This is a genomic window from Streptomyces sp. NPDC048001, from assembly GCF_043203115.1.
GTDB lineage: Bacteria > Actinomycetota > Actinomycetes > Streptomycetales > Streptomycetaceae > Streptomyces > Streptomyces sanyensis.
Genome location: NZ_JBIDBN010000016.1, coordinates 26,772 through 45,373 on the forward strand (window position 1 = coordinate 26,772; position 18,602 = coordinate 45,373).

Here is an 18,602-nt window from a genome sequence, read left to right on the forward strand (position 1 = left end):
CGGGCGGCGTTCCGCGTTCCGGGGGCACCGTGCCGCGCGGCCGTCCGGCACGGCCCCGGGGCGCCGCTCAGCGGCGCAGGGTGCGGGCGTCGCCCATCACGACGACCGGGTGCAGACCGGGGTCGAGGGCGCGCAGCAGCTCCCGCATGTGCTCCAGGGACAGCGACACGCATCCCTGCGTCGGGCCGCCGTGGTCGACGTGGATCCAGATGCCGCCGCCGCGCTCCCCGCCCATGGGCCGGGCCCGGTCGAGCGGGCTGGTGCCGGGCTCCCGGTTGTAGTCGATGGCCACCACGTAGTCGAAGGAGCCGTCGAGCGGCTCCCCCTCGAAGCCGCGGCCGCTGATCGTGAACTCGGGCCCCTGGTCGTAGGGGAGCGCGGTGCCGGGGTCGGGCAGCAGACCGCCCGCGCCGGTGAGGCCGAAGACGCCGATCGGCGACCGCAGGTCGCCCTCGCGGTGCTCCTCGGTCCAGCCCCTGAGGGCGTTGTGCGCGGTCCACGGACCGGCGGTGCGCTGCCAGCCCTTCTCCGGATCCCTGACGTGGAGCGCCACGGCGGAGGCGGAGGAGTCGCGGCCCTCGCCCGTCACGACGAGCACCTGACGGCTGTCCGCGGGGATCTCCGCCATGGTCCGGGGCCCGAGGCCGGAGATGTCCGCCACCGGGACGGTCTGGGCCGCGGGACGCCCCGGGGCGTCGCCGGGCTTGGCGTCCGTCACCGCCGGTGGCGCCTGTGCGTCGGTACCCGCTCCGCAACCGGTGAGCAGGGCTCCGGCGCACAGCAGGGCGGCGGCCGGAAGGGTTCGGGTACGCAGAGGCATTGCGGCGGGCGGCCTTTCGGACTCGGGAACCGTCTCCGGACGGCATGTGCTTCCAGAGTGGCAGGCGCCCGGCGTTTCGCAGCTCCGCACCACTCGGGAGAGCGGTCGATTGTCGGCCATGTCGACGCTTCCGTCTTAGGGGCAAGGGCCGTTGACGCCACGACGCCCGCCCCGATGGCATATGCCGACCCACCCCGCACTCGGTGTCACCACCGGGCACGGTGGGTGTTCCTCCCCCGGGGCGCCTCAGCGTGACGCCGCGTACGCCACGAATCCCGCCCACGCACTGGGCGTCAGCGCAATCCGGGGGCCGTCGAGGTCCTTGGAGTCCCGGACGTGCACCGCGCCGCGCCCGTCGGCGACCTCGACACAGGAGTCGCCCTCGGGCCCGCTGCTGTGGCTGCTCTTGAACCACACCAGCTCGGAGGTGGCTCCGACGGTGGATTTGCGAATCATGTCTCTCCCAGCATTTGCTCGATCAGGGCCAGGGACTCGCCCGGCGGCAGCGCCTGAGCCCGGATGGTGCCATACCGCAGTTCGAGGATCCGCAACTGTTTCGGGTCACGCGTCGGCCGCCCGTTGAAGGCGCCGTCGGAACGTCCCACGGCCGTACCGTCCTCGAACTTCAGCAGTTCGATCCTGCCGCTCAGGCCCGGGTGGGCCTCACTCCGCGTAGGCATCACCTGAAGTGACACGCCGCTCAACCGCCCTACTTCCAGCAGATGTTCGAGTTGCTGCCGCCACACCATTGTGCCGCCGACGCACCTTCTCAGCGTCGCCTCTTCCTGGACGAAGCTGAGTGCCGGGGCTGGTGAGCGATCGAAGACGGACGCCCTCGCCATCCGCGCGGCGACCAGTCGCTCCACCTCCTCCTCCGCGTAGGCGGGTTGCCGCGCCTTGAAGAGTGCCTGCGCGTGCTGCGGTGTCTGAAGCAGGCCGTTGATGCTGATGCACTCGTAGACCCCGAGCTCCACCGCCCGCGCCTCCATCTGCGCCAGATCCCGGACCTGCTTGGGGTACCGGACCTTCGCGATGTCGTCCTTCATGGCCGCCAGCAGACCGGAGGCGCCGAGGACTGCGTCCGCCCTGTCCAGGTACTCGGGCCGGGGGATCCGCTTGCCCGACTCGACCTTGTAGACCAGGTCCTCGCCGTAGCCCACGGCCTCCGCGAAGGCGGCGGCCCGCATACCGGCCGACTCCCGACGCAACCGCAACTGCCGTCCCACGGTGGCCAGGACGGCCACGCCCCACTCGTCCTCCGGGTCCACCTCCCAGCCGGGTTCGTCGGCCTCCGCCGTGAACCGCCGTGCCCGCACCTCTCCGTCCAGCGGCATGTCGCCCCTCTCCGTCGCACCTCCCGAACGAGGCGCCCCGTACCCACCCGCGGGGCGCCGACAGCCCGGACAGCTGCGGACAGGCCCCGGACAGTCACCCTACGCATCTGTCCACTCACTGGTACCCGCTGCCGCCGCGCGCCACGGTGGACCGTGTGAACAGTACGAACCTCCCCCAGTCCGGCGGTCCTTCGGACCGCTTCTCCGTCCTGCTGTCCCCGACCCGGCGCGGAGCGCGCCTCGGCCGGCTGCTCCTTGCCGCGTGGCTGCGGTCCCGGGAGCTGCCGGACGGTGTCGCCGAGGCGGCCGTGCAGATCACCGCCGAACTCTGCGCGAACGCCGCCACCCACGGCAGGGTCGGCGGGCGGAACGTCCGCCTCGCCGTCCAGGTGAGCGGCGACCGGCTGCGTGTGGAGGTGACCGACACCCGGGGCGGGGAGCTTCCGCGGCCGGGGCCCGCCGCACCCGAGGCGGAGTCCGGCCGTGGGCTCCTCCTCGTCGCCGCGTTCGCGGACCGCTGGGGCGTGGAGCAGGGACCGGTTCCCCGCAAGACCGTATGGGCCGAACTCGACCTGCCGCAACGTCGGTCGGGGGAGGCGGGGCCCGCCACCGGAGCCCGGGAACGCGGGTTCCGGTGGGGCGGCACCTCTGACCAAGGAACGACGGGAGGGAAAGGAACCGCACCCGACCCCACCCCTCCCTCCCGGACCGACTACTCACCCGCGCGGGTGAACATCGGCAACTGAGCTGGATTCGGGACGGGTTGCCTGCCATACGCTCAGCGCGACAAGCACACCGACTGCGGACATACGACGGCCCCCGCCGGGACTGCAATCCCAAGGCGAGGGCCTGACCACCGAGGAAACACCCTTCCTGATGGATACCGAGAACCCTAGCGCGCACCCTCGCGCCAAGTCCCGCAACGACGGGAACAACCACCATCCCCGGCGCGCCGGGGCGGCGGCCCGGCCCGGTGGAGTCGTCCACGACAACTCCCGCCACACCACCCGCTTCACGGTGATCGGCAACCACCTGGCGCAGCACGCCGAGCTGTCGCTGCTGGCCATCGGCCTGGCCGTGCACATCCAGTCGCTCCCCGGCGGCGCCTGCGTCAGCATCCGGACCCTGGCGGCGCGCTTTCCCGAGGGCACCGCGCGGATCGCCGCCGCCCTGCGGGAGCTGGAGGCCCACGGCTATCTCCGCCGCAGCCGCGAGCGCACCGGGGGCGGCCGGATCGTGACCCGGACCGTCTCCTGCAACCAGCCGGGCCGGGCCCGTGGCGGTCCGGGCACGGTGGCCGCGGGCAGCACCGCGGCGGGGCCGCCCGCGGCCGTCCGCCGCCCGCGCCCGGAGCGGGGGCGGCCCGGTGCCCGGTCCCTCCCGCCCGTGCCCCGGCCCGCGTACACCTCGCCCGCGCTGCTCGCCGACGCGGCGGAGGTACTGGCGGGGCTCCGGCGGCAGGACCCCCGGCTGCTGCTGTCCGCCGCGGACGCGGCGCACCTCGCCCCGGGCGTCGCCGCCTGGCTGGAGCGCGAGTTGACCCCGGCCGAGGTGGGCCGCGCCCTGGCGGCGGACCTGCCCGAGGAGCCCCTGCACCGCCCCGCCGCCCTGCTGGCGCACCGCCTCACCGCGAAGCTCCCGCCCCTGCCGCCGTTCCGCGCCCCGGCCCCGCCGGAGGCCGTCCGGCACCCCCTGCAGAACTGCGACTCCTGCGACCACGCCTTCCGCGGCCCGTCCCCCGGCACCTGCCCGCCCTGCACCCCGGACCGCCCCGGCCCGTGACCTCGCACGGCGTACGGCCGGAGCGGGTGGTGCGGGGAGTGGGCTACTGGAGCGCCCGCCCTGATGGCGGTTCGTACCAAGCGCGAAGGTGCCCGCGGCTTATGGGCTGCTGCTGAGGTCATTTATGGACACAGTTGCCATGAAAGCCTAGTCACTGACCAAAAGGTAGAGTCTTGGTTTAATGTGCGAAACTGGTGTGAAGTGTCCGCTCGAAGGTGGTCAAGTCTTCCGGCCGGACCTGTCCGGGAATGCGTCATTGCTGTCTTGAAACCCAAGTACGATCCCTTCGATCCTCAAATGAAGCTCAGGGAAATGCGTTCCCGGTTGTCGGGTGATCAACTTCTGTGTGAAGGTTCCAATGTGAATCCGCTGGGAAGTTCTGAGCGGTGCACGTGACCAGGGGGCGAGTGGCAGGCGTAGGGGGATTAGCTTTCTTCGTCGCGCTTTCAACCTCTACTTATCCTGCATGTGCATGCGGGATTGGCTGATTGGGGGAATAGTGGGAAACTTTACTAGGCGGGGCTTTGTCGGGATTCTGGCGGCGTCCATCGGGGCGATGACTCTGGCGGGGGTGCCGAGCCAGGCCACGGCTGCAGAGGCTCAGTTGCCGTCCACGCCGAGCGCGTACGTGGCTTGGCTCGAGGCCAAGTCTGATCCTGGTGCGGCCGAGACCGCCGCCCAGTTCAAGGCTCTGTCCAAGGAGAAGCAGGAACGGTTCCTCGGGTATCTCAACAAGCCGGAACACGTCAAGGCGTTCATGGACGCGGTGCAGAGCCCCACGAAGGCGCGGAACGTATTGGCCGACGGCGACATTGTCATCAGCAGGGAGGCGGTGAACTCCTCTGCTGGCTCTCCGTCGAGTTCTCCGTCGATGTCGGCGAGGGCTGCGTCTCGTGACATGAGGGCCTCGCACAGCGTGTCCGACAGCATTCTCGGCGTCAAGGTCACGACGGTGAAGCTCGGCGTCAACTATCGAGTCTCCGGAAAGCGGGTGACGGCGGTCCACAACGGTTGGGCGAGTCACACGAACTGGGTGCCTGCCCTTGCTTTCGAAAATCAGCCGATCAAGAACTGGATTTCCGCAGACCCCGGGAACAATGCACACTCGGAGACGGTCTGGACCGCAAAGTTCGCGCTCTACGGCACGTGGTCCTGCCGTCATCGGATGTGGGCCGATCAGGACGGCCTCAAGGGCGGCTATCTCAAGAGGGTCTGATCCGTCCACTCTGGGCGAAGCTCAACGCGCATCTGTCCGTTGAGCTGTGACTACCCGGTCGTACACAGGTGGTTGTGGATCACGTTCCCTCCCCCTGCGCGGCTGAGCGCCCACGCGGAGGGCCCCGGAGCCGCTCAGCGGCTCCGGGGCCCTCCGGAGAGTGGGTCCCCCCGGCCCGGCCGGGGAGGGCGCGGGCCCTACTCGGCCGGCTTGGCGACCGGCTTGCGCAGGGCGATGTTCAGCTCGCGCAGGCGGGTCTCCTCCAGCTCCGTGGGGGCGCCCATCATCAGGTCCTGGGCGTTGCCGTTGAGCGGGAAGGCGATGGTCTCGCGGATGTTGGGCTCGTCCGCGAGGAGCATCACGATGCGGTCCACGCCCGGGGCGATGCCGCCGTGCGGCGGGGCGCCGTACTGGAAGGCGCGCAGCATGCCCGCGAACTCGCGCTCCACGGTCTCCTTGTCGTAGCCCGCGATCTCGAAGGCCTTGAACATGATCTCGGGCTCGTGGTTCCGGATGGCGCCCGAGGACAGCTCGACACCGTTGCAGACGATGTCGTACTGCCAGCCGAGGACGTCCAGCGGGTCCTGCGTCTCCAGCGCCTCCAGGCCGCCCTGGGGCATCGAGAACGGGTTGTGCGAGAAGTCGATCTTCCCGGTGTCCTCGTCCTTCTCGTACATCGGGAAGTCGACGATCCAGCAGAACCGGAAGACGCCCTCCTCGAAGTGGCCGGACCGCCGGGCGGCCTCCACCCGGACCGCGCCCATGATCCTGGAGACCTCGTCGAACCCGCCCGCGCCGAAGAACACGGCGTGGCCCGCGGCCAGGCCGAGGCGCTCGGTGAGGACCTTGACGTTCTCCTCGGTCAGGAACTTGGCGATGGGGCCGCTCAGCGTGCCGTCCTCGCCGACCCGGACCCAGGCCAGGCCCTTGGCGCCCTGCTCCACCGCGTAGTCGCCGAGGCCGTCGAAGAACTTCCGCGGCTGGTCCTGGACCGCCGGGACCGGCAGCGCGCGGACGTGCTTGCCCGCGAAGGCCTTGAACTCCGAGCCCTCGAAGACGTCGGTGATGTCGACGAGCTCCAGCCGGGCGCGCAGGTCGGGCTTGTCGTTGCCGTACTTCAGCATCGCCTCGCGGAACGGGATCCGCGGGAACGGGGAGGTGACGTGGCGGCCGCCGCCGAACTCCTCGAACAGCTCGGTCATGAGCTTCTCGATCGGCTGGAAGACGTCCTCCTGCTCGACGAAGCTCATCTCCACGTCGAGCTGGTAGAACTCGCCCGGCGAGCGGTCGGCGCGGGCGTCCTCGTCGCGGAAGCACGGCGCGATCTGGAAGTAGCGGTCGAAGCCCGAGATCATGAACAGCTGCTTGAACTGCTGCGGAGCCTGGGGCAGCGCGTAGAACTTCCCCGGGTTCAGGCGGGAGGGCACCACGAAGTCGCGGGCGCCCTCGGGGGAGGTCGCCGTGAGGATCGGCGTGGCCATCTCGTTGAAGCCGAGGGCCGTCATCTTGTGCCGGATCGCGGAGATGACCGCGGTGCGCAGCATGATGTTGCGGTGCATGCGCTCGCGGCGCAGGTCCAGGAAGCGGTACTCCAGGCGGCGCTCCTCGCCGACACCGTCGTCGGTGTTGATCTGGAACGGGAGCTGCTGCGCCGCGCCCAGCACCTCGACGGAGCCGACCTCGACCTCGACCTCGCCGGTCGGCAGCTCGGTGTTGACGTTCTCCGCGCCGCGGGAGACGACCGTGCCGTCGACGCGGACGACCGACTCCTTGGTCAGCTTGTCGAGCGCCTCGTAGGCGGGCGTGCCGGGACGGGCGACGAGCTGCGTGATGCCGTAGTGGTCGCGCAGATCGATGAAGAGGATGCCGCCCAGGTCTCGGCGATTGTGCAGCCAGCCGCTCAGCCGGACGTCCGTGGAGACGTCAGAGGCGCGGAGCTCGCCGCAGGTGTGGGACCTGTACCGATGCATCGTCGTTCATCCAGTCTTGGGGATTCGGGAGTGGGCGATCTGTGCAAGGTTACCGCCCGGGACCCTCCGCCCTCATGGGCATGGACGCAACAGACGGGCCGCGGCCCGTCCGGCGGGCCCGTGCGCCTGCCGCCCCCTCCCCGGGCGGATGCCTCCCGGCAGGTCATCGGCGCGCACATCTGCCTACAGTGAGCCAATGCGCACCGAGGACGTGCTGGTCGCCGTGGCGACCGGTGTCTGGCGCTGGGAGGCCTCGAAGGGGTCGGTCTCCCTCGACGCCGAGGCGGCCAGGCTGCTGGGGCTCCCCGAGGGCACCGGCGAGTTCCCCGAGGCCGCCGTGCGCTCCTGCTTCCACCCGGTGGACTGGAGCGAGCTCAACGGCATCGCCAGCCTGGCCCTCGCCGAGGGCACCGTCGCCGAGGCGCGGCTGCGGGTGGTGGACGGCTCGGGCCGGGTGCGGCGCATCCTAAGGACCCGTGGCAGGCCGATCACCCACGGTGACACCCTGCGGCTGGTCGGCACCCTCCAGGAGGTCACCGACCAGCCGTCCTCCGCCGCGCAGGCACCCGTCACCGGGGACTGGCGCCGCTCCCGGGAGGCCTTCCTGCTGGACGCGGGCAGGGCGCTGGCGGAGGCCCGCTCCACCGCCGAGGTGCTGCGGGTGGCGGGCTCGCTGTCGATGCCCGGCTTCTCCCCGGACGGACTGGCGGTCTTCGGGGCCGCGGCGGACCGGTTGACGATCATCGGCCACCACGGGCACGGCACCGGCGACGACGAGCCCTTCACCGACATGCCGCTGGACACGGACTACCCGGCGGCGGAGGTGGTGCGCACCGGCCGGGCGATCTACCTGCCGAGCCCCGACGACTACCGCGACCGCTTCCCCGTCACCTGGCCGCTCGCCCAGCGCTTCGGGCGCGAGTCCTGGGCGTTCCTGCCGCTGGTGGTGGCGGGGCGCACCATCGGGGCCTGGATGGCGGCGTTCCGCCACCCGGTCGCCTTCACCCCCGACGAGCGTGCGGTGCTCACCACCGTCGCGCGGATGCTCGCGGGCGCGCTGAGCCGGGCCGGGGCGGCCGAGTCGGAGCGGGAGCTGTCGCTGGGGCTCCAGCGGGCGATGATGCCGAACCTGGGTGCCGGCGTCCCGGGGCTGGCGGTCGCCGCGCGCTATGTGCCGACCGGTGGCGGCCTCCAGATCGGGGGCGACTGGTACGACATGATCCCGCTGCCGGGCGGCAGCGCGCGCGGTGACGGCAGGGACGGGCGGATCGCCCTGGTCATCGGCGACGTCCAGGGGCACGACGTGCGGGCGGCGGGGCTGATGGGCCAGCTGCGGATCGCGCTGCGCGCCTACGCGGCCGAGGGGCACCGGCCGGACGCGGTGCTCTCCCGGGCCTCGCGGTTCCTGCACGGCGTCACCGAGGCGACCGACGACGGCGACCTCCTGGGCGGCCCCCGTTTCGCGACCTGCCTCTACCTGGAGTTCGACCCGGCGACCGGGGTGGCGGAACTCGCCCGCGCGGGGCACCCGGAGCCCGTGGTGGTGACCTCCGACGGGACGGTGCTGCAGCGGTCCACGGAGGGCGGGCTGCCGCTGGGGGTCGACCCGGACAGCGACTATCCGACGACCCGGCTGACGCTGGACCCGGGGGCGACGCTGCTGCTCTGCACCGACGGGCTGCTGGAGACCGGCGGGCACGACCTGGACACGGGCTGGGCCAGGCTGCGGGACGTGCTGGAGGGGCACCGGGGGGCGGCCCTGGAGGATCTGGCGGACGCCCTGGTCCAGGCGGTCCACGGGCCCACCTCCCACCACACCACGGGGCCGCTCGCCGACCGCCGCGAGGACGACATCGCCGTGGTGCTGATGCGGCGGGAGAGCAGCGGGGACCGGAGGCCCGCGCGCCGGACCGCGATGGTCGTCGCGCAGGCGGAGCCGCAGCGCATCGCCCATGCCCGCCGCCAGGTCCGGGAGCTGCTGCACGACTGGGCCGACTCCGAGCAGGTGGACTCGGCGGTGCTGATGGTCTCCGAGATGCTGACCAACGTCCTGGTGCACACCGACGTCACCGCGCTGCTGGCGGCCGAGGTGGTGCACGAGGAGGCGGTGCGGCGGGTGCGGGTGGAGGTGACGGACGGCAGCGACGAGCTGCCGCACCGGCGCAGTCCGGGGGAGCTGGCGTCCTCGGGGCGGGGGCTGGTGCTGATGGAGATGCTGTCCGACGCCTGGGGTGTCGAGCCGCGGGGCGAGGGCAAGTCGATCTGGTTCGAGCTCTACGAGCCGCCGGCCGGGGAGGGCGGCTCCGGGCCGGGGGCCGTAGCGGTCCCGGTGGCCGCGCCCCCGCCGTAGCGGTCCCGCAGCTCGCCCAGGATGCCGAAGGCGGCGGCCGTGACCGGCACGGCGAGCAGCATCCCGAGGATGCCCGCGAGGCTGGCGCCCGCGGTGATGGCCAGCATGACCAGCGCCGGGTGCATCTGCACCGTGCGGCTCTGGATCATGGGCTGGAGGACGTGGCCTTCGAGCATCTGGACCGCCAGCACCACGCCGAGTGCCCAGAGCGCGATCACGAAGCCGCGGTCGGCGAGGGCGACGAGGACGGCCACCGCCCCGGAGATGAAGGCGCCCAGGTAGGGGATGTAGGCGCCCACGAACACCAGCGCGCCCAGGCCGACGGCCCCGGGCACGCGCAGGACCAGCAGGCCGACGGTGATGCAGAGGGCGTCGATCAGGGCGATGAAGGTGGTGCCGCGCATGAAGCCGGAGACGGCGCCGAAGGCGCGCCGGGCCATGGCCTCGGCCACGTCGCCGGTCGACCGGGGGGCCAGGGAGCGCAGGGTGGCGACGGCACGGTCGGAGTCGCGCAGGAAGAAGAAGACGAGCAGCAGCGCGAGCACGGCGATGGCGGCCATCTCGCCGACCACGCTCAGTCCGGAGATCACGCCGGAGGCGGCGGTCTGGCCGAACCTGCCGAGCAGGTCCCTGGCGTTGGTGGCGATGTCGTCCAGCGAGGTGCCCGCGGCGCCGAAGAGGTCGGCGAGGTCGAGGGCGGCCCTGCGGAGCGAGGCGACGATCTGGTCCCCGGTCTCGACCAGGGCGTGCACCACGATGTAGACGGCGCCGCCGACGACCCCGAGGACCCCGGCGCAGGTCAGGGCGGCGGCGAGGGAGCGCTGCACCTTCATCCGGCGCAGCCGCCGGTACAGGGGCTCCAGCAGGGCCGTGCCGAGGAGCGCCAGCAGCACCGGGGTGACGGCGGTCTTGAAGACGATGACCAGCCAGACTCCGACGCCCGCGACCCCGGCCACCAGCAGGGCGAGGGCGCACCAGGCCGCGAGACGGCGCGCGGGTTCGGGCAGGACGGGCTGGGGGGCGGGACCGGTCACACGGCCAGCCGACCACGGGGGAGGCGCGGGGGCGCGCGGGGGAGGGCCAGGGGGGTGACGGTGCGTCAGTCCCGGTGGGGCGCCAGCGGCGGCCCGGCGGGCGGGATGCGCCCGCCGCCGCACCGGCCCGGGGGGGGGCCCGGGGGGGCCCCCCCGGGGGGGGGGGGGGGGGGGGGGGGCGGCCCCCGCCCCCCCCCGGCCGGGGGTTCCACGGGTTGCCACCAGCCTGTGGACAGCGGTTCGACGCCGGGCGCCCCGCTCCCTGCCTTCTGCTCCCTGCTCCCGCTTCCCCGCCCCTGCTCCCGCTCCCCGGCCTCAGCCGGAAAGGCCCGGCAGCAGCACCACCCGGCGGCCGTGCAGTTCGCCGTCCTCGATGCGGCGGTGGGTGCGGGCCGCGTCGGCGAGGGGGGCCGGCTCCACGGCGCGCGGGCGCAGCCGCCCGTCGGACAGGAGGCGGTTGATCGCCGTCGCCGCCTCGGCGAGTTCGGCCGTGGTGGCGTGCGAGATCACGAAGCCGACCACCGCCCCGTCCTTCATGTAGAGGGGGCCCGCGGGCAGTACCGGCTCGGAGCGCGCACCGGCGAGCAGCACGATCCGCCCGCGCGGGGCGAGGACGTCCACGGCGGTGGCCAGGTCGTTGGCGCCGGAGGTGTCCGCGTGGACGTCGACGCCCCGTGGGCACGCCCGGCGGATCCGCTCGCGCAGGCCGGGCGCCCGGTAGTCGAGGACCGTCTCGGCTCCCAGGGCCTTGCAGTGGTCGGCGTCGGCCGCCGAGGCCGTCGCGACCACCCGTGCCCCGGCCTCGGCCGCCATCACCACGAGCGCGCCGCCCACATTGCCGCCGGCGCCCGCGACCAGCACCGTCTCCCCGGCACGCAGCCGCCCGTGCCGGAAGAGGGCGAGGTGGGCGGTGGCCGCCGGGTGGACCACGGCGACGGCCTGAGCGGCCTCGACCCCGGGCGGCAGGTGGTAGAGGCGGTCCGCCGGCACGACCGCCTGCTCCGCCGCCGCGCCCTGCCGGCCGCCGTGGCCGAGGCTGTTGCACCACACCCGGTCGCCCGGCGCGAAGCCGGGTGCTCCGGGGCCCGCGGTGACGACGGTGCCGACCAGGTCGCGGCCGACGACGAAGGGGAACTCCATCGGCGTCGCGAAGAGGCCGGAGCGCACGAAGGTGTCCACCGGGTTGGCCGAGACGGCCTCGACCTCGACCAGCACGTCCGTCGGCCCCGGCAGGGGTGCCTCGATGTCGCCGTACCGGATGTTCTCCGCGGGGCCCAGTTCTTCGATGAAAGCTGCACGCATGAGGCGATCGTCGCAGTGCCGAGAGGCGGACCGCGCGGATCGGTGCGGGTTCCGTCACCTCCGCGGGGCGGCGGCGCGGTGCCGGGCGGCCGCCGCGGCGGCCACCCGGTGTGTCAGTGCCGCTGCCGGGCCGCCGCCTGCTGGCGCGGAACCTTCTTCTCCGGCGTGCCGGCCCGGCGCTCGAAGCGGCTCGGGAAGGGGTACCTGCGCTCCAGGAAGGCGCCGATCGCCCGCTGGGCCGCCGCCCGCGCCGCGGGCGGTGTGTCCACGTCGTTCAGGCAGAAGAAGTCGATGTCCTCGCCCGCCGCCAGCCGCGCCAGCCGCTGCTTCATGTCCGGCGAGCCCAGCTGCACATAGCGGAACAGGTACTCCGCCGGCACGGCGCGCCCGGTGGCGATCGCCCAGTGGTGGTGCAGCGTGGAGGCCGGCGCCAGATCGGAGGTGGAGCGGAACCGGGAGTACGACGTACGCCGCAGCTCCTCGATGCCGAGGCTCTCCATCTCCCGCATCACCGACAGCAGTTGCGGATGCGGGGTGTGCAGCGACTTGCGGGTGATCTGCCGCCCGTGGAACCGCCGGATCACCTCGCGGGTGTTCTTGCCGGCCGAGTTCGGCGCGGGCTCCAGCGGATGCGGTGCGCCCACCCCGAGCTTCAGCGGCGAGAACGGGATGCGGGCGATGCCGTTGCCGTGGAAGAAGTGGGCGGCGCCCACCGGGCGGTTCACGAACACATCGTCGTTGAAGTAGAGGAAGTGGTCCGACAGGCCCGGGATGTGGTGCAGGCGGCTCTCGATGGCGTGCGAGTTGAACACCGGCAGCGCGTCCGCCGGGAGGATGTCCCGGTGGTCGACCACGGTCAGCCCCTCCGCCCCGGGGTCCAGCCAGGACGGCACCTGCGCGTCGGTGACGAGATAGACGTTCCGGACGAAACCGGCGTACATCTCCAGGGAGCGTAGTGCGTACTTCAGTTCGTCGTGGCTGGTGTACCGGGAGTCGCCGGTCTCGCGCGCGGCGATGTCGTTGTCGGACCGCTCCTGGTGCGCGCGGCGCTTGGCGGCCATCGCCGGGTCGTTGCCGTCGACCCAGGTGTACACCGCGTCGACCGGGAACAGCACCTCGTCGACGCCTGGCTCGGCGAACGCCGTGAACGTCGGCACCGTGCGCCGGTGCCCGCGTGCCGTGGCCGTCTCGCGGGCCGCCTCGGGCAGGACCTCGGAGACCGGGTTGCGGCGCGGGGCGACCAGGGCGGTGCCGAACACGTCCTCCAACTGCTCCCCGGGAACGCTCAGATGGGCGGGGTCGCCGCCGAGGTCCCGGCCCTGCCGCCAGAACTCGATGTCGCAGCCGGCCTCCAGGCCGCTGAGCACCTGCCCGACGGGGCCGAGCCGGACCAGGCCGGTGCGCAGCACCGCCGCGCGGCGCAGGGCGCCCGGCAGCCGGCCGTCGGCCCACAGCACCGCGGTCGGCACGGTGCCGTCGGGGGCGACGGCACCGACGTACGCCGCGGTGCCCGCGAACTGCCGCCGGGCCCCCGCCAGCACCGTCGCGCGGTGCTCCTCCGCGACACCGACGACCTGCCGGGGTGTGCCGCTCCCGTGCTCGACGGGGACCAGGAAGTACGGCACGCCCGAGGACTCCAGCAGCGTGCACACCTGGTCGAGGTCGGCCTCGGCGGCCTCCGCGGCGGTGTAGCGGGCGACCGTGGGCCCGTACAGCCGGAGCGGGCCGAAGGACACCCTGCGCAGCCCGGGCACGGCGCGCCGCAGCCGGCGGCGGGGCCGGGACCTGAGCAGCGGCCACAGCCGGGCCGCCGACCACAGCCGCAGGCGCAGCAGCAGGTCCCGGGCGGCCCGCAGGGCCGCCGGGACCGGCAGGAGTTCGCGCATCCGCATGGCCCCGGCCCGTCAGTTCCGCTTCTCGAAGGGGCTGGGGAAGGGGAAGTAGTCCTCCAGGAAGGCGGCCATACGGGCCTGGACCTGCTCCCGCTCCTCCGGCGCCACGTCGACGTCGTTGAGGCAGAAGAAGTCGAAGCGCCGGGTGGACCGCAGGTCGGAGAGGCGCTTGTCGGCGTCCGGACGGCTGATGTTGACGTACCGGAAGTTGTACCGGCCCGGGACTCCGCGGCCCGCCATGAGCGCGTAGTTGTACAGCAGCGGCGCGGTGACGGCGATGTCCGTCGGGGAGCGGAAGCGCGACCCCATGGTCCGCTGCACGTCCTCCGCGAACAGCTCCTCGATCTCCTGAAGCGTGCCGCGGTGCTGGGGCAGCGGGGTGTGCATGAAGTTGTTCGTGGTGATCTTGCCGAACTTCTCCAGCAGCAGCGCCCGTACGTTCTTGCTGGCGGAGTTGGTGGCCGTCTCCTCGGCGTGCGGCTTGCCGACGCCGATCTTCAGCGGGGACACCGGGACCCTCATCAGGCCGCTGCCGTGGAAGAAGTGCTCCGGGGTGATGCGGCGTCCGGCGAACACGTCGTCGTTGAAGTACAGGTAGTGCTCGGACAGGCCCGGGATGTGGTGCAGCCGGGTCTCGATCGCGTGCGAGTTGAACACCGGCAGCACACCCTCGGGGAAGATGTCGCGGTGGTCGACGACCGTGATGCCCTCGGCGGTGTCGTCCAGCCAGTGCGGCTTCTGGCCGTCGGTGACGATGTAGATGTGCCGCACGAAGTCGGCGTACATCGCCAGGGAGCGCAGCGAGTACTTCAGCTCGTCGTGGCTGGTGTAGCGGGAGGCGTTGGTCTCCTTGTCCAGGATCTCGGCGGTGCCGCGCTCCTGGTACCGGGCCCGCTTCGCCCGCATCTCCGGCTCCTCGCCGTCGACCCAGGTGTAGACGACGTCGACGGGGAAGGTCGCCCGGCTCGGGGTGGGCAGGGTGAGCGGCGCGAAGCTGGGCAGCTCCCGCTCGCCGACCCGCACCGTCACCGGCTGCTGCTCGGCGGCGGGCAGCACGTCCGTGAGGCCGTTGTTGCGCGGAGCGACCAGGGACTCGGCGAATATGTCCTGCGACGCCTGCGGCTGCACCTTGGCCAGGCGGCTCTCGCCGTCGGCGGTGGCCAGCAGCTGCCCGCCGTCCTCCCAGAACTCCACGTCGCAGGCCAGCTCCGGGCCCGCCAGCAGCTGGCCCTTGGGGCCGAGGTGGTTCTCCCCGATCCGCAGCACCGGGGCGGTACGCAGCCCGGCGGGCAGGACGCCGTCCAGGAACATCGCCGGATGCTTGAGCTGCCCGCCGGGCAGGGGCCAGCCGATGAAGACCGCCCTGTCCGCGTACATCGACTCGAGCGCGTCGAGGAGCCGGCCGCGGTCCACGGCGTTGACGCCCACCACGTGCCGGGTGCGGGAGGTCGGGAGGAGGAAGTAGGCGATGTCCTCCTTCTCCAGCGCGGCGACCACCAGGTCGAGGTTGGCGGCGGCCGCACCGGCGGCTGTGAACTCCGTCACCATCCGCCCGTAGAACTGCTGGCCGCGCACGGTGACCGGGCGCAGCACCGGGTCCGTGTCCGCTGCTCTGCGGCGCCGCCGCATGGTACGCAGCTGCCAGACCCGCTCGGCGGCTTTCCGCTCGACTCGCGGACGCATCCGCCGCGCAAAGGAACGCACGGTCACGATTCTGTGCTCCTCATCTGAACCGCTACACCTGCGCTGACCGGACAGGTGGACGTGGCACTAGGGTATGGAAGAGTTCACCATAATTTAGGCTCGGGCCCGACCACCCCTCCAGCGGCCTCCGGACCCCGTGATGGGGCGAAGCCCACACTCACGAGTGGCCCGCACCCCGCGGCCGTGACCGGGCCGCTCCTCCATGCGCCCGGCACCCCCGGGCGGGTCCGGGGCCGCGGCCGGGGCGCGGTGCAGCGCATTCCCCTCCGCCGCGACGGAGTCGGCCGGAGCGCCGGGCCCCCGCTCACGGGCCGGGCGGACGTCAACCCGGTGGTGGACATCGCCCTCGCGGAGCCCGGGCCCGAGCCCGAGCCCGGGCCGTGGGTCGAGCGGGTGCCGCCACGCTCCCACGGCAGAGCGAGCGAGCGGCCGCGCCCCGCCGTCCGTACCGGGGCCTACGCGCCCCGCCGTCCGTACCGGGGGGCCTACGCCCGGGTCTCGCCGATCTTCGCCGCGAGGGCGGCGAGCAGCTGGCGGAGCAGCTCGATCGTGGTCTCGTCGGTCAGGTTCCCGGCCTCGTCGAAGCGCTCGTGTGCGCGGAAGATCTGGAGTTCGGGCTTGCCGACCACCCGGGAGTCCGTCCACAGGAACATCTGGCGCAGGGCGAGTTGGGCGCGCACGGTGCCGAAGTTGGTGGGCGCGGCACCGGCGAGGGCGATGGGCCTGCCGGCGAGGGAGGAGCCGACGGCGGGGCGGCTCGCCCAGTCCAGGGCGTTCTTCAGCACCCCGGGGATGCCGTAGTTGTACTCGGGGGTGGCGATGAACAGGCCGTCCGCCGCGCTGATGCGGCGGCGCAGGTCGACGACGGACGGGGGCGGGGTGTCGCCGTCGGCGTCGGAGTCGTACGGGGGGATGTCGCGCAGGCCGTCGTAGATCTCGACGGCGATGCCACCGGGGGCGAACTTCTGCGCGGCGCGTACCAGGGAGCTGTTGAACGAGGCGGCGCGCAGGCTTCCGGAGATCGCCAGGATCTTGAGATCGGCCATGAACGGTCCTTCCACAAACGCTGGTCGGGGGCGGCCGCCGGGGGTCGGCGGCCGCCCCGCAGGGGGAACGCGGGGAACGGGCAGGAGTCTGCTCGGGCGGGGCGCCGAGGGGCAATCGGGTCCGCGGGACTGTGTCAGCTGTGAGCGGAGGGCGGCCGGTACGGGCACTTGCCCCCGGGTCCGCCCCCGCGCTATAGATAAACTGAACTGTTCAGTTCACATAACCTCCCGAGGGGAGAGAGGGCCGCATGCGCACCCGACCCACCGACACCGCCGCCCACCGGAGCGTCGCCGCCGTGCTCCCCTCCGCCCGCACACCGCTGGACTCGGGGCTCCCCGTGCGCCGTGCCGCGCTGCCGGGCACCCGGACCGGCCCCTCGGCGGCCTTCCTGACGGTCGAGCAGATCGGCCCCGGCATTCCCTCCTGCCCGCCTCCCGCCGCTGCGCGTCCTTCGTGCCCCGGTGGCGACGGCTCCTTCGCCTATGTGCTGGACGGGGGGCTCCTGCGTCCCGGCGGCTCCGGCCCGCGGCGGAGCGTCCCCCCGGGCGCGGTGGTGCTCCGGTGCGGGGACGCGGCCGAGCCCTTCGGCACCCCGCTCGCCGCGCCCGGCGGCCTCCACCACCAGCTGCGCGTGCTCCGGGGGCCGAACGCCGGGCCTCCCGGCGACGGGCCCGCCTCGCTCCGCCCCGGTCCTGCTCCGGTGGTGCGGCGCCTGGACGGCACCTGGTTCCGGGTCCTCGCCGGGCGGGCCTGCGGGGTCGCCGGCCCCCTGGACGCGGGTGCGGGCGTGACCGCGGTGCACGTCTCGCTCGCCCCGGGAGCGGCGGCCGAACTGCCCGCGCCCGCGCGGCATCTCGCGGCCGTCTACGTCCTGGCGGGGGACGGCCGCGTCGCCGGGCGGGAGGTGGGCGAGGGGGAGCTGGCCGTGCTCGCCGAGGGCGGTGCGGCCGTCCGCATGGCGGGCGGCCCGGTGGGTGCGGACCTCCTGCTGCTGTCCGCACGGCCCGGAGGGTGACCGCCCCGGGGCCGGGTACCGGGGGCCGGAGCACGGCCGCCGGGCCCGGTCCTCCCGCCCCTGCCGGGCCCGGAGCGTGACCGCCCCGCCGGGCGAGGAGCGACCCCGCCGGGCCGGCTCTACCCCAGGGCCGCGGCAACGAGCTCGGCGGCCCGGGCGACGAGGCGGTCGTCCCGTCCGGCGTCCGGGGCGTCCCGGCTGGAGAGCACGGCGAGGACGATCGGGGCGCGGCCGGGGGGCCAGGCGACGGCGATGTCGTTGCGGGTGCCGTAGCCCGCCGAACCCGTCTTGTCCCCGACCACCCAGTCGGCCGGGACGCCCGCGCGCACCAGGGTGCCACCGGTGGTGTTGCGCCTCAGCCAGTCCGTGAGCAGGGCCCTCCCCTCGGCCCCGAGCGCGTCGCCGAGGACATAGGCGCCCAGGTCGGCGGCGAGCGCGCGCGGGGTGCTGGTGTCGCGGACGTCGCCGGGCACGGCCTCGTTGAGCTCGGGCTCCCAGCGGACCGGCCGGGTCACCCGGTCGCCCAGGCAGGCCAGCGCCCGCCCGAGGCCCCGGGGGCCGCCGAGGTCGCGCAGCAGCAGGTTGCCGGCCGTGTTGTCGCTGAAGCGCACGGCCGCGTCGCAGAGGGCGGCGAGCGTCATGCCCGTGCCGACGTGCTGCCCGGTGACCGGTGAGTAGTCGACCAGGTCCGCCGCGGTGTAGCGGACGAGGCGGTCCAGGCCCGCGGGTGAGTTCTTCCGCACCACGGCACCCGCGGCGAGCGCCTTGAAGGTGGAGGCGTAGGCGAACCGCTCGTCCGCGCGGTACGCGACGGTGCGCCCGCTCCCGGTGTCCCGGGCGTGGACCCCGAGCCGGGCGTCGAACTCCCGCTCCAGGCGGGCGAAGGCGGCGCGGGGTGCTGCGGAGGGCGCCGCGTGGGCGGCCCCGGCGGCGCGGCCCCCGAGGGCCGGGGCCAGGGCCGCGGCGGTCAGCGCGGTGAGCGAGGCACGGCGGGTCATGGGCACAGGCGATCCCCGTTTCGTCCGGTGAGACGGCGTTTCCCGAGGCTAACGAGCGCCTTGCGGGCCGGGCCGGACCGCGGGCCGCCGGCCGGTGCCCGGGGGCTCCGGGCACCGTCGGGATCCGGCCGTCGGCCG

At 73.4% G+C, this 18,602-nt stretch carries 15 protein-coding genes; 5 read left to right on the forward strand and 10 right to left on the reverse strand.

All coding sequences use genetic code 11. The features are described 5' to 3' along the window. Positions 1-67: 67 nt before the first annotated feature. The 3 genes from ACGF15_RS26175 to ACGF15_RS26185 form a co-directional block, all read right to left on the reverse strand. A complete protein-coding gene (locus ACGF15_RS26175; protein ID WP_362608110.1) occupies positions 68-820 on the reverse strand; it encodes a L,D-transpeptidase family protein in 753 nt (250 codons plus the stop codon). A gap of 246 nt (positions 821-1,066) precedes the next feature. After that, the gene (locus tag ACGF15_RS26180) at positions 1,067-1,276 is read right to left on the reverse strand and encodes a DUF397 domain-containing protein (protein WP_392802420.1); all 210 of its coding nucleotides are present in this window, start codon (positions 1,274-1,276) and stop codon (positions 1,067-1,069) included. Next, entirely contained in the window at positions 1,273-2,154 is an 882-nt protein-coding gene (locus tag ACGF15_RS26185; protein WP_392802423.1) for a helix-turn-helix domain-containing protein, read from the reverse strand. The genes ACGF15_RS26180 and ACGF15_RS26185 overlap by 4 nt, the downstream gene beginning before the upstream one ends. A gap of 155 nt (positions 2,155-2,309) precedes the next feature. Between ACGF15_RS26185 and ACGF15_RS26190 the strand changes: the two genes are divergently transcribed. The 3 genes from ACGF15_RS26190 to ACGF15_RS26200 all read left to right on the forward strand — a co-directional run bounded on the left by ACGF15_RS26190 (position 2,310) and on the right by ACGF15_RS26200 (position 5,152). Further along, on the forward strand, positions 2,310-2,900 hold the full coding sequence (locus tag ACGF15_RS26190) for an ATP-binding protein (RefSeq protein WP_392802426.1): 591 nt from the start codon (positions 2,310-2,312) through the stop codon (positions 2,898-2,900). A 130-nt stretch (positions 2,901-3,030) separates the two neighbouring features. Further along, positions 3,031-3,936: a helix-turn-helix domain-containing protein gene (locus ACGF15_RS26195; RefSeq protein ID WP_392802429.1), complete on the forward strand. Its 906-nt coding sequence runs from the start codon at positions 3,031-3,033 to the stop codon at positions 3,934-3,936. A gap of 472 nt (positions 3,937-4,408) precedes the next feature. Then, positions 4,409-5,152, forward strand: coding sequence for a hypothetical protein (locus ACGF15_RS26200; protein WP_392802432.1), 744 nt, complete (start codon positions 4,409-4,411; stop codon positions 5,150-5,152). A gap of 197 nt (positions 5,153-5,349) precedes the next feature. Here the strand turns inward: ACGF15_RS26200 and aspS are convergent, their stop codons facing one another. Beyond that, on the reverse strand, positions 5,350-7,122 hold the full coding sequence (gene aspS, locus ACGF15_RS26205) for an aspartate--tRNA ligase (RefSeq protein ID WP_345611777.1): 1,773 nt from the start codon (positions 7,120-7,122) through the stop codon (positions 5,350-5,352). 196 nt (positions 7,123-7,318) lie between these two features. Between aspS and ACGF15_RS26210 the strand changes: the two genes are divergently transcribed. Beyond that, on the forward strand, positions 7,319-9,472 hold the full coding sequence (locus ACGF15_RS26210) for a SpoIIE family protein phosphatase (protein ID WP_392802435.1): 2,154 nt from the start codon (positions 7,319-7,321) through the stop codon (positions 9,470-9,472). On the opposite strand, the gene ACGF15_RS26215 is transcribed toward ACGF15_RS26210, so the two are convergent. The 5 genes from ACGF15_RS26215 to ACGF15_RS26235 form a co-directional block, all read right to left on the reverse strand. Then, entirely contained in the window at positions 9,397-10,506 is a 1,110-nt protein-coding gene (locus ACGF15_RS26215; RefSeq protein WP_362740568.1) for an AI-2E family transporter, read from the reverse strand. The two genes, ACGF15_RS26210 and ACGF15_RS26215, sit on opposite strands and share 76 nt — an antisense overlap. Positions 10,507-10,821: 315 nt before the next feature. Beyond that, positions 10,822-11,808: an NADPH:quinone reductase gene (locus tag ACGF15_RS26220; RefSeq protein WP_392802439.1), complete on the reverse strand. Its 987-nt coding sequence runs from the start codon at positions 11,806-11,808 to the stop codon at positions 10,822-10,824. A gap of 113 nt (positions 11,809-11,921) precedes the next feature. After that, positions 11,922-13,694, reverse strand: a complete 1,773-nt coding sequence (locus ACGF15_RS26225) for a stealth conserved region 3 domain-containing protein (RefSeq protein WP_392802442.1) — start codon at positions 13,692-13,694, stop codon at positions 11,922-11,924. An 18-nt stretch (positions 13,695-13,712) separates the two neighbouring features. Beyond that, on the reverse strand, positions 13,713-15,410 hold the full coding sequence (locus ACGF15_RS26230) for a stealth family protein (RefSeq protein WP_376428481.1): 1,698 nt from the start codon (positions 15,408-15,410) through the stop codon (positions 13,713-13,715). A 479-nt stretch (positions 15,411-15,889) separates the two neighbouring features. Then, entirely contained in the window at positions 15,890-16,450 is a 561-nt protein-coding gene (locus ACGF15_RS26235; protein ID WP_392802446.1) for an NADPH-dependent FMN reductase, read from the reverse strand. A 248-nt stretch (positions 16,451-16,698) separates the two neighbouring features. On the opposite strand from ACGF15_RS26235, the gene ACGF15_RS26240 reads away from it, so the two are divergent. Then, on the forward strand, positions 16,699-17,466 hold the full coding sequence (locus tag ACGF15_RS26240) for a pirin-like C-terminal cupin domain-containing protein (protein ID WP_392802449.1): 768 nt from the start codon (positions 16,699-16,701) through the stop codon (positions 17,464-17,466). Between the two features lie 119 nt (positions 17,467-17,585). Here the strand turns inward: ACGF15_RS26240 and bla are convergent, their stop codons facing one another. After that, a complete protein-coding gene (bla, locus tag ACGF15_RS26245; protein WP_392802452.1) occupies positions 17,586-18,464 on the reverse strand; it encodes a class A beta-lactamase in 879 nt (292 codons plus the stop codon). Positions 18,465-18,602 lie beyond the last annotated feature (138 nt).

What these genes read in the sequence shown, in the direction of transcription:
- ACGF15_RS26175 (WP_362608110.1), bottom strand. Translation starts at nt 820, where the DNA reads ATGCCTCTGCGTACCCGAACCCTTCCGGCCGCCGCCCTGCTGTGCGCC.
- ACGF15_RS26180 (WP_392802420.1), bottom strand. Translation starts at nt 1,276, where the DNA reads ATGATTCGCAAATCCACCGTCGGAGCCACCTCCGAGCTGGTGTGGTTC.
- ACGF15_RS26185 (WP_392802423.1), bottom strand. Translation starts at nt 2,154, where the DNA reads ATGCCGCTGGACGGAGAGGTGCGGGCACGGCGGTTCACGGCGGAGGCC.
- ACGF15_RS26195 (WP_392802429.1), top strand. Translation starts at nt 3,031, where the DNA reads ATGGATACCGAGAACCCTAGCGCGCACCCTCGCGCCAAGTCCCGCAAC.
- ACGF15_RS26200 (WP_392802432.1), top strand. Translation starts at nt 4,409, where the DNA reads ATGCGGGATTGGCTGATTGGGGGAATAGTGGGAAACTTTACTAGGCGG.
- aspS (WP_345611777.1), bottom strand. Translation starts at nt 7,122, where the DNA reads ATGCATCGGTACAGGTCCCACACCTGCGGCGAGCTCCGCGCCTCTGAC.
- ACGF15_RS26210 (WP_392802435.1), top strand. Translation starts at nt 7,319, where the DNA reads ATGCGCACCGAGGACGTGCTGGTCGCCGTGGCGACCGGTGTCTGGCGC.
- ACGF15_RS26220 (WP_392802439.1), bottom strand. Translation starts at nt 11,808, where the DNA reads ATGCGTGCAGCTTTCATCGAAGAACTGGGCCCCGCGGAGAACATCCGG.
- ACGF15_RS26225 (WP_392802442.1), bottom strand. Translation starts at nt 13,694, where the DNA reads ATGCGCGAACTCCTGCCGGTCCCGGCGGCCCTGCGGGCCGCCCGGGAC.
- ACGF15_RS26235 (WP_392802446.1), bottom strand. Translation starts at nt 16,450, where the DNA reads ATGGCCGATCTCAAGATCCTGGCGATCTCCGGAAGCCTGCGCGCCGCC.
- ACGF15_RS26240 (WP_392802449.1), top strand. Translation starts at nt 16,699, where the DNA reads ATGCGCACCCGACCCACCGACACCGCCGCCCACCGGAGCGTCGCCGCC.
- bla (WP_392802452.1), bottom strand. Translation starts at nt 18,464, where the DNA reads ATGACCCGCCGTGCCTCGCTCACCGCGCTGACCGCCGCGGCCCTGGCC.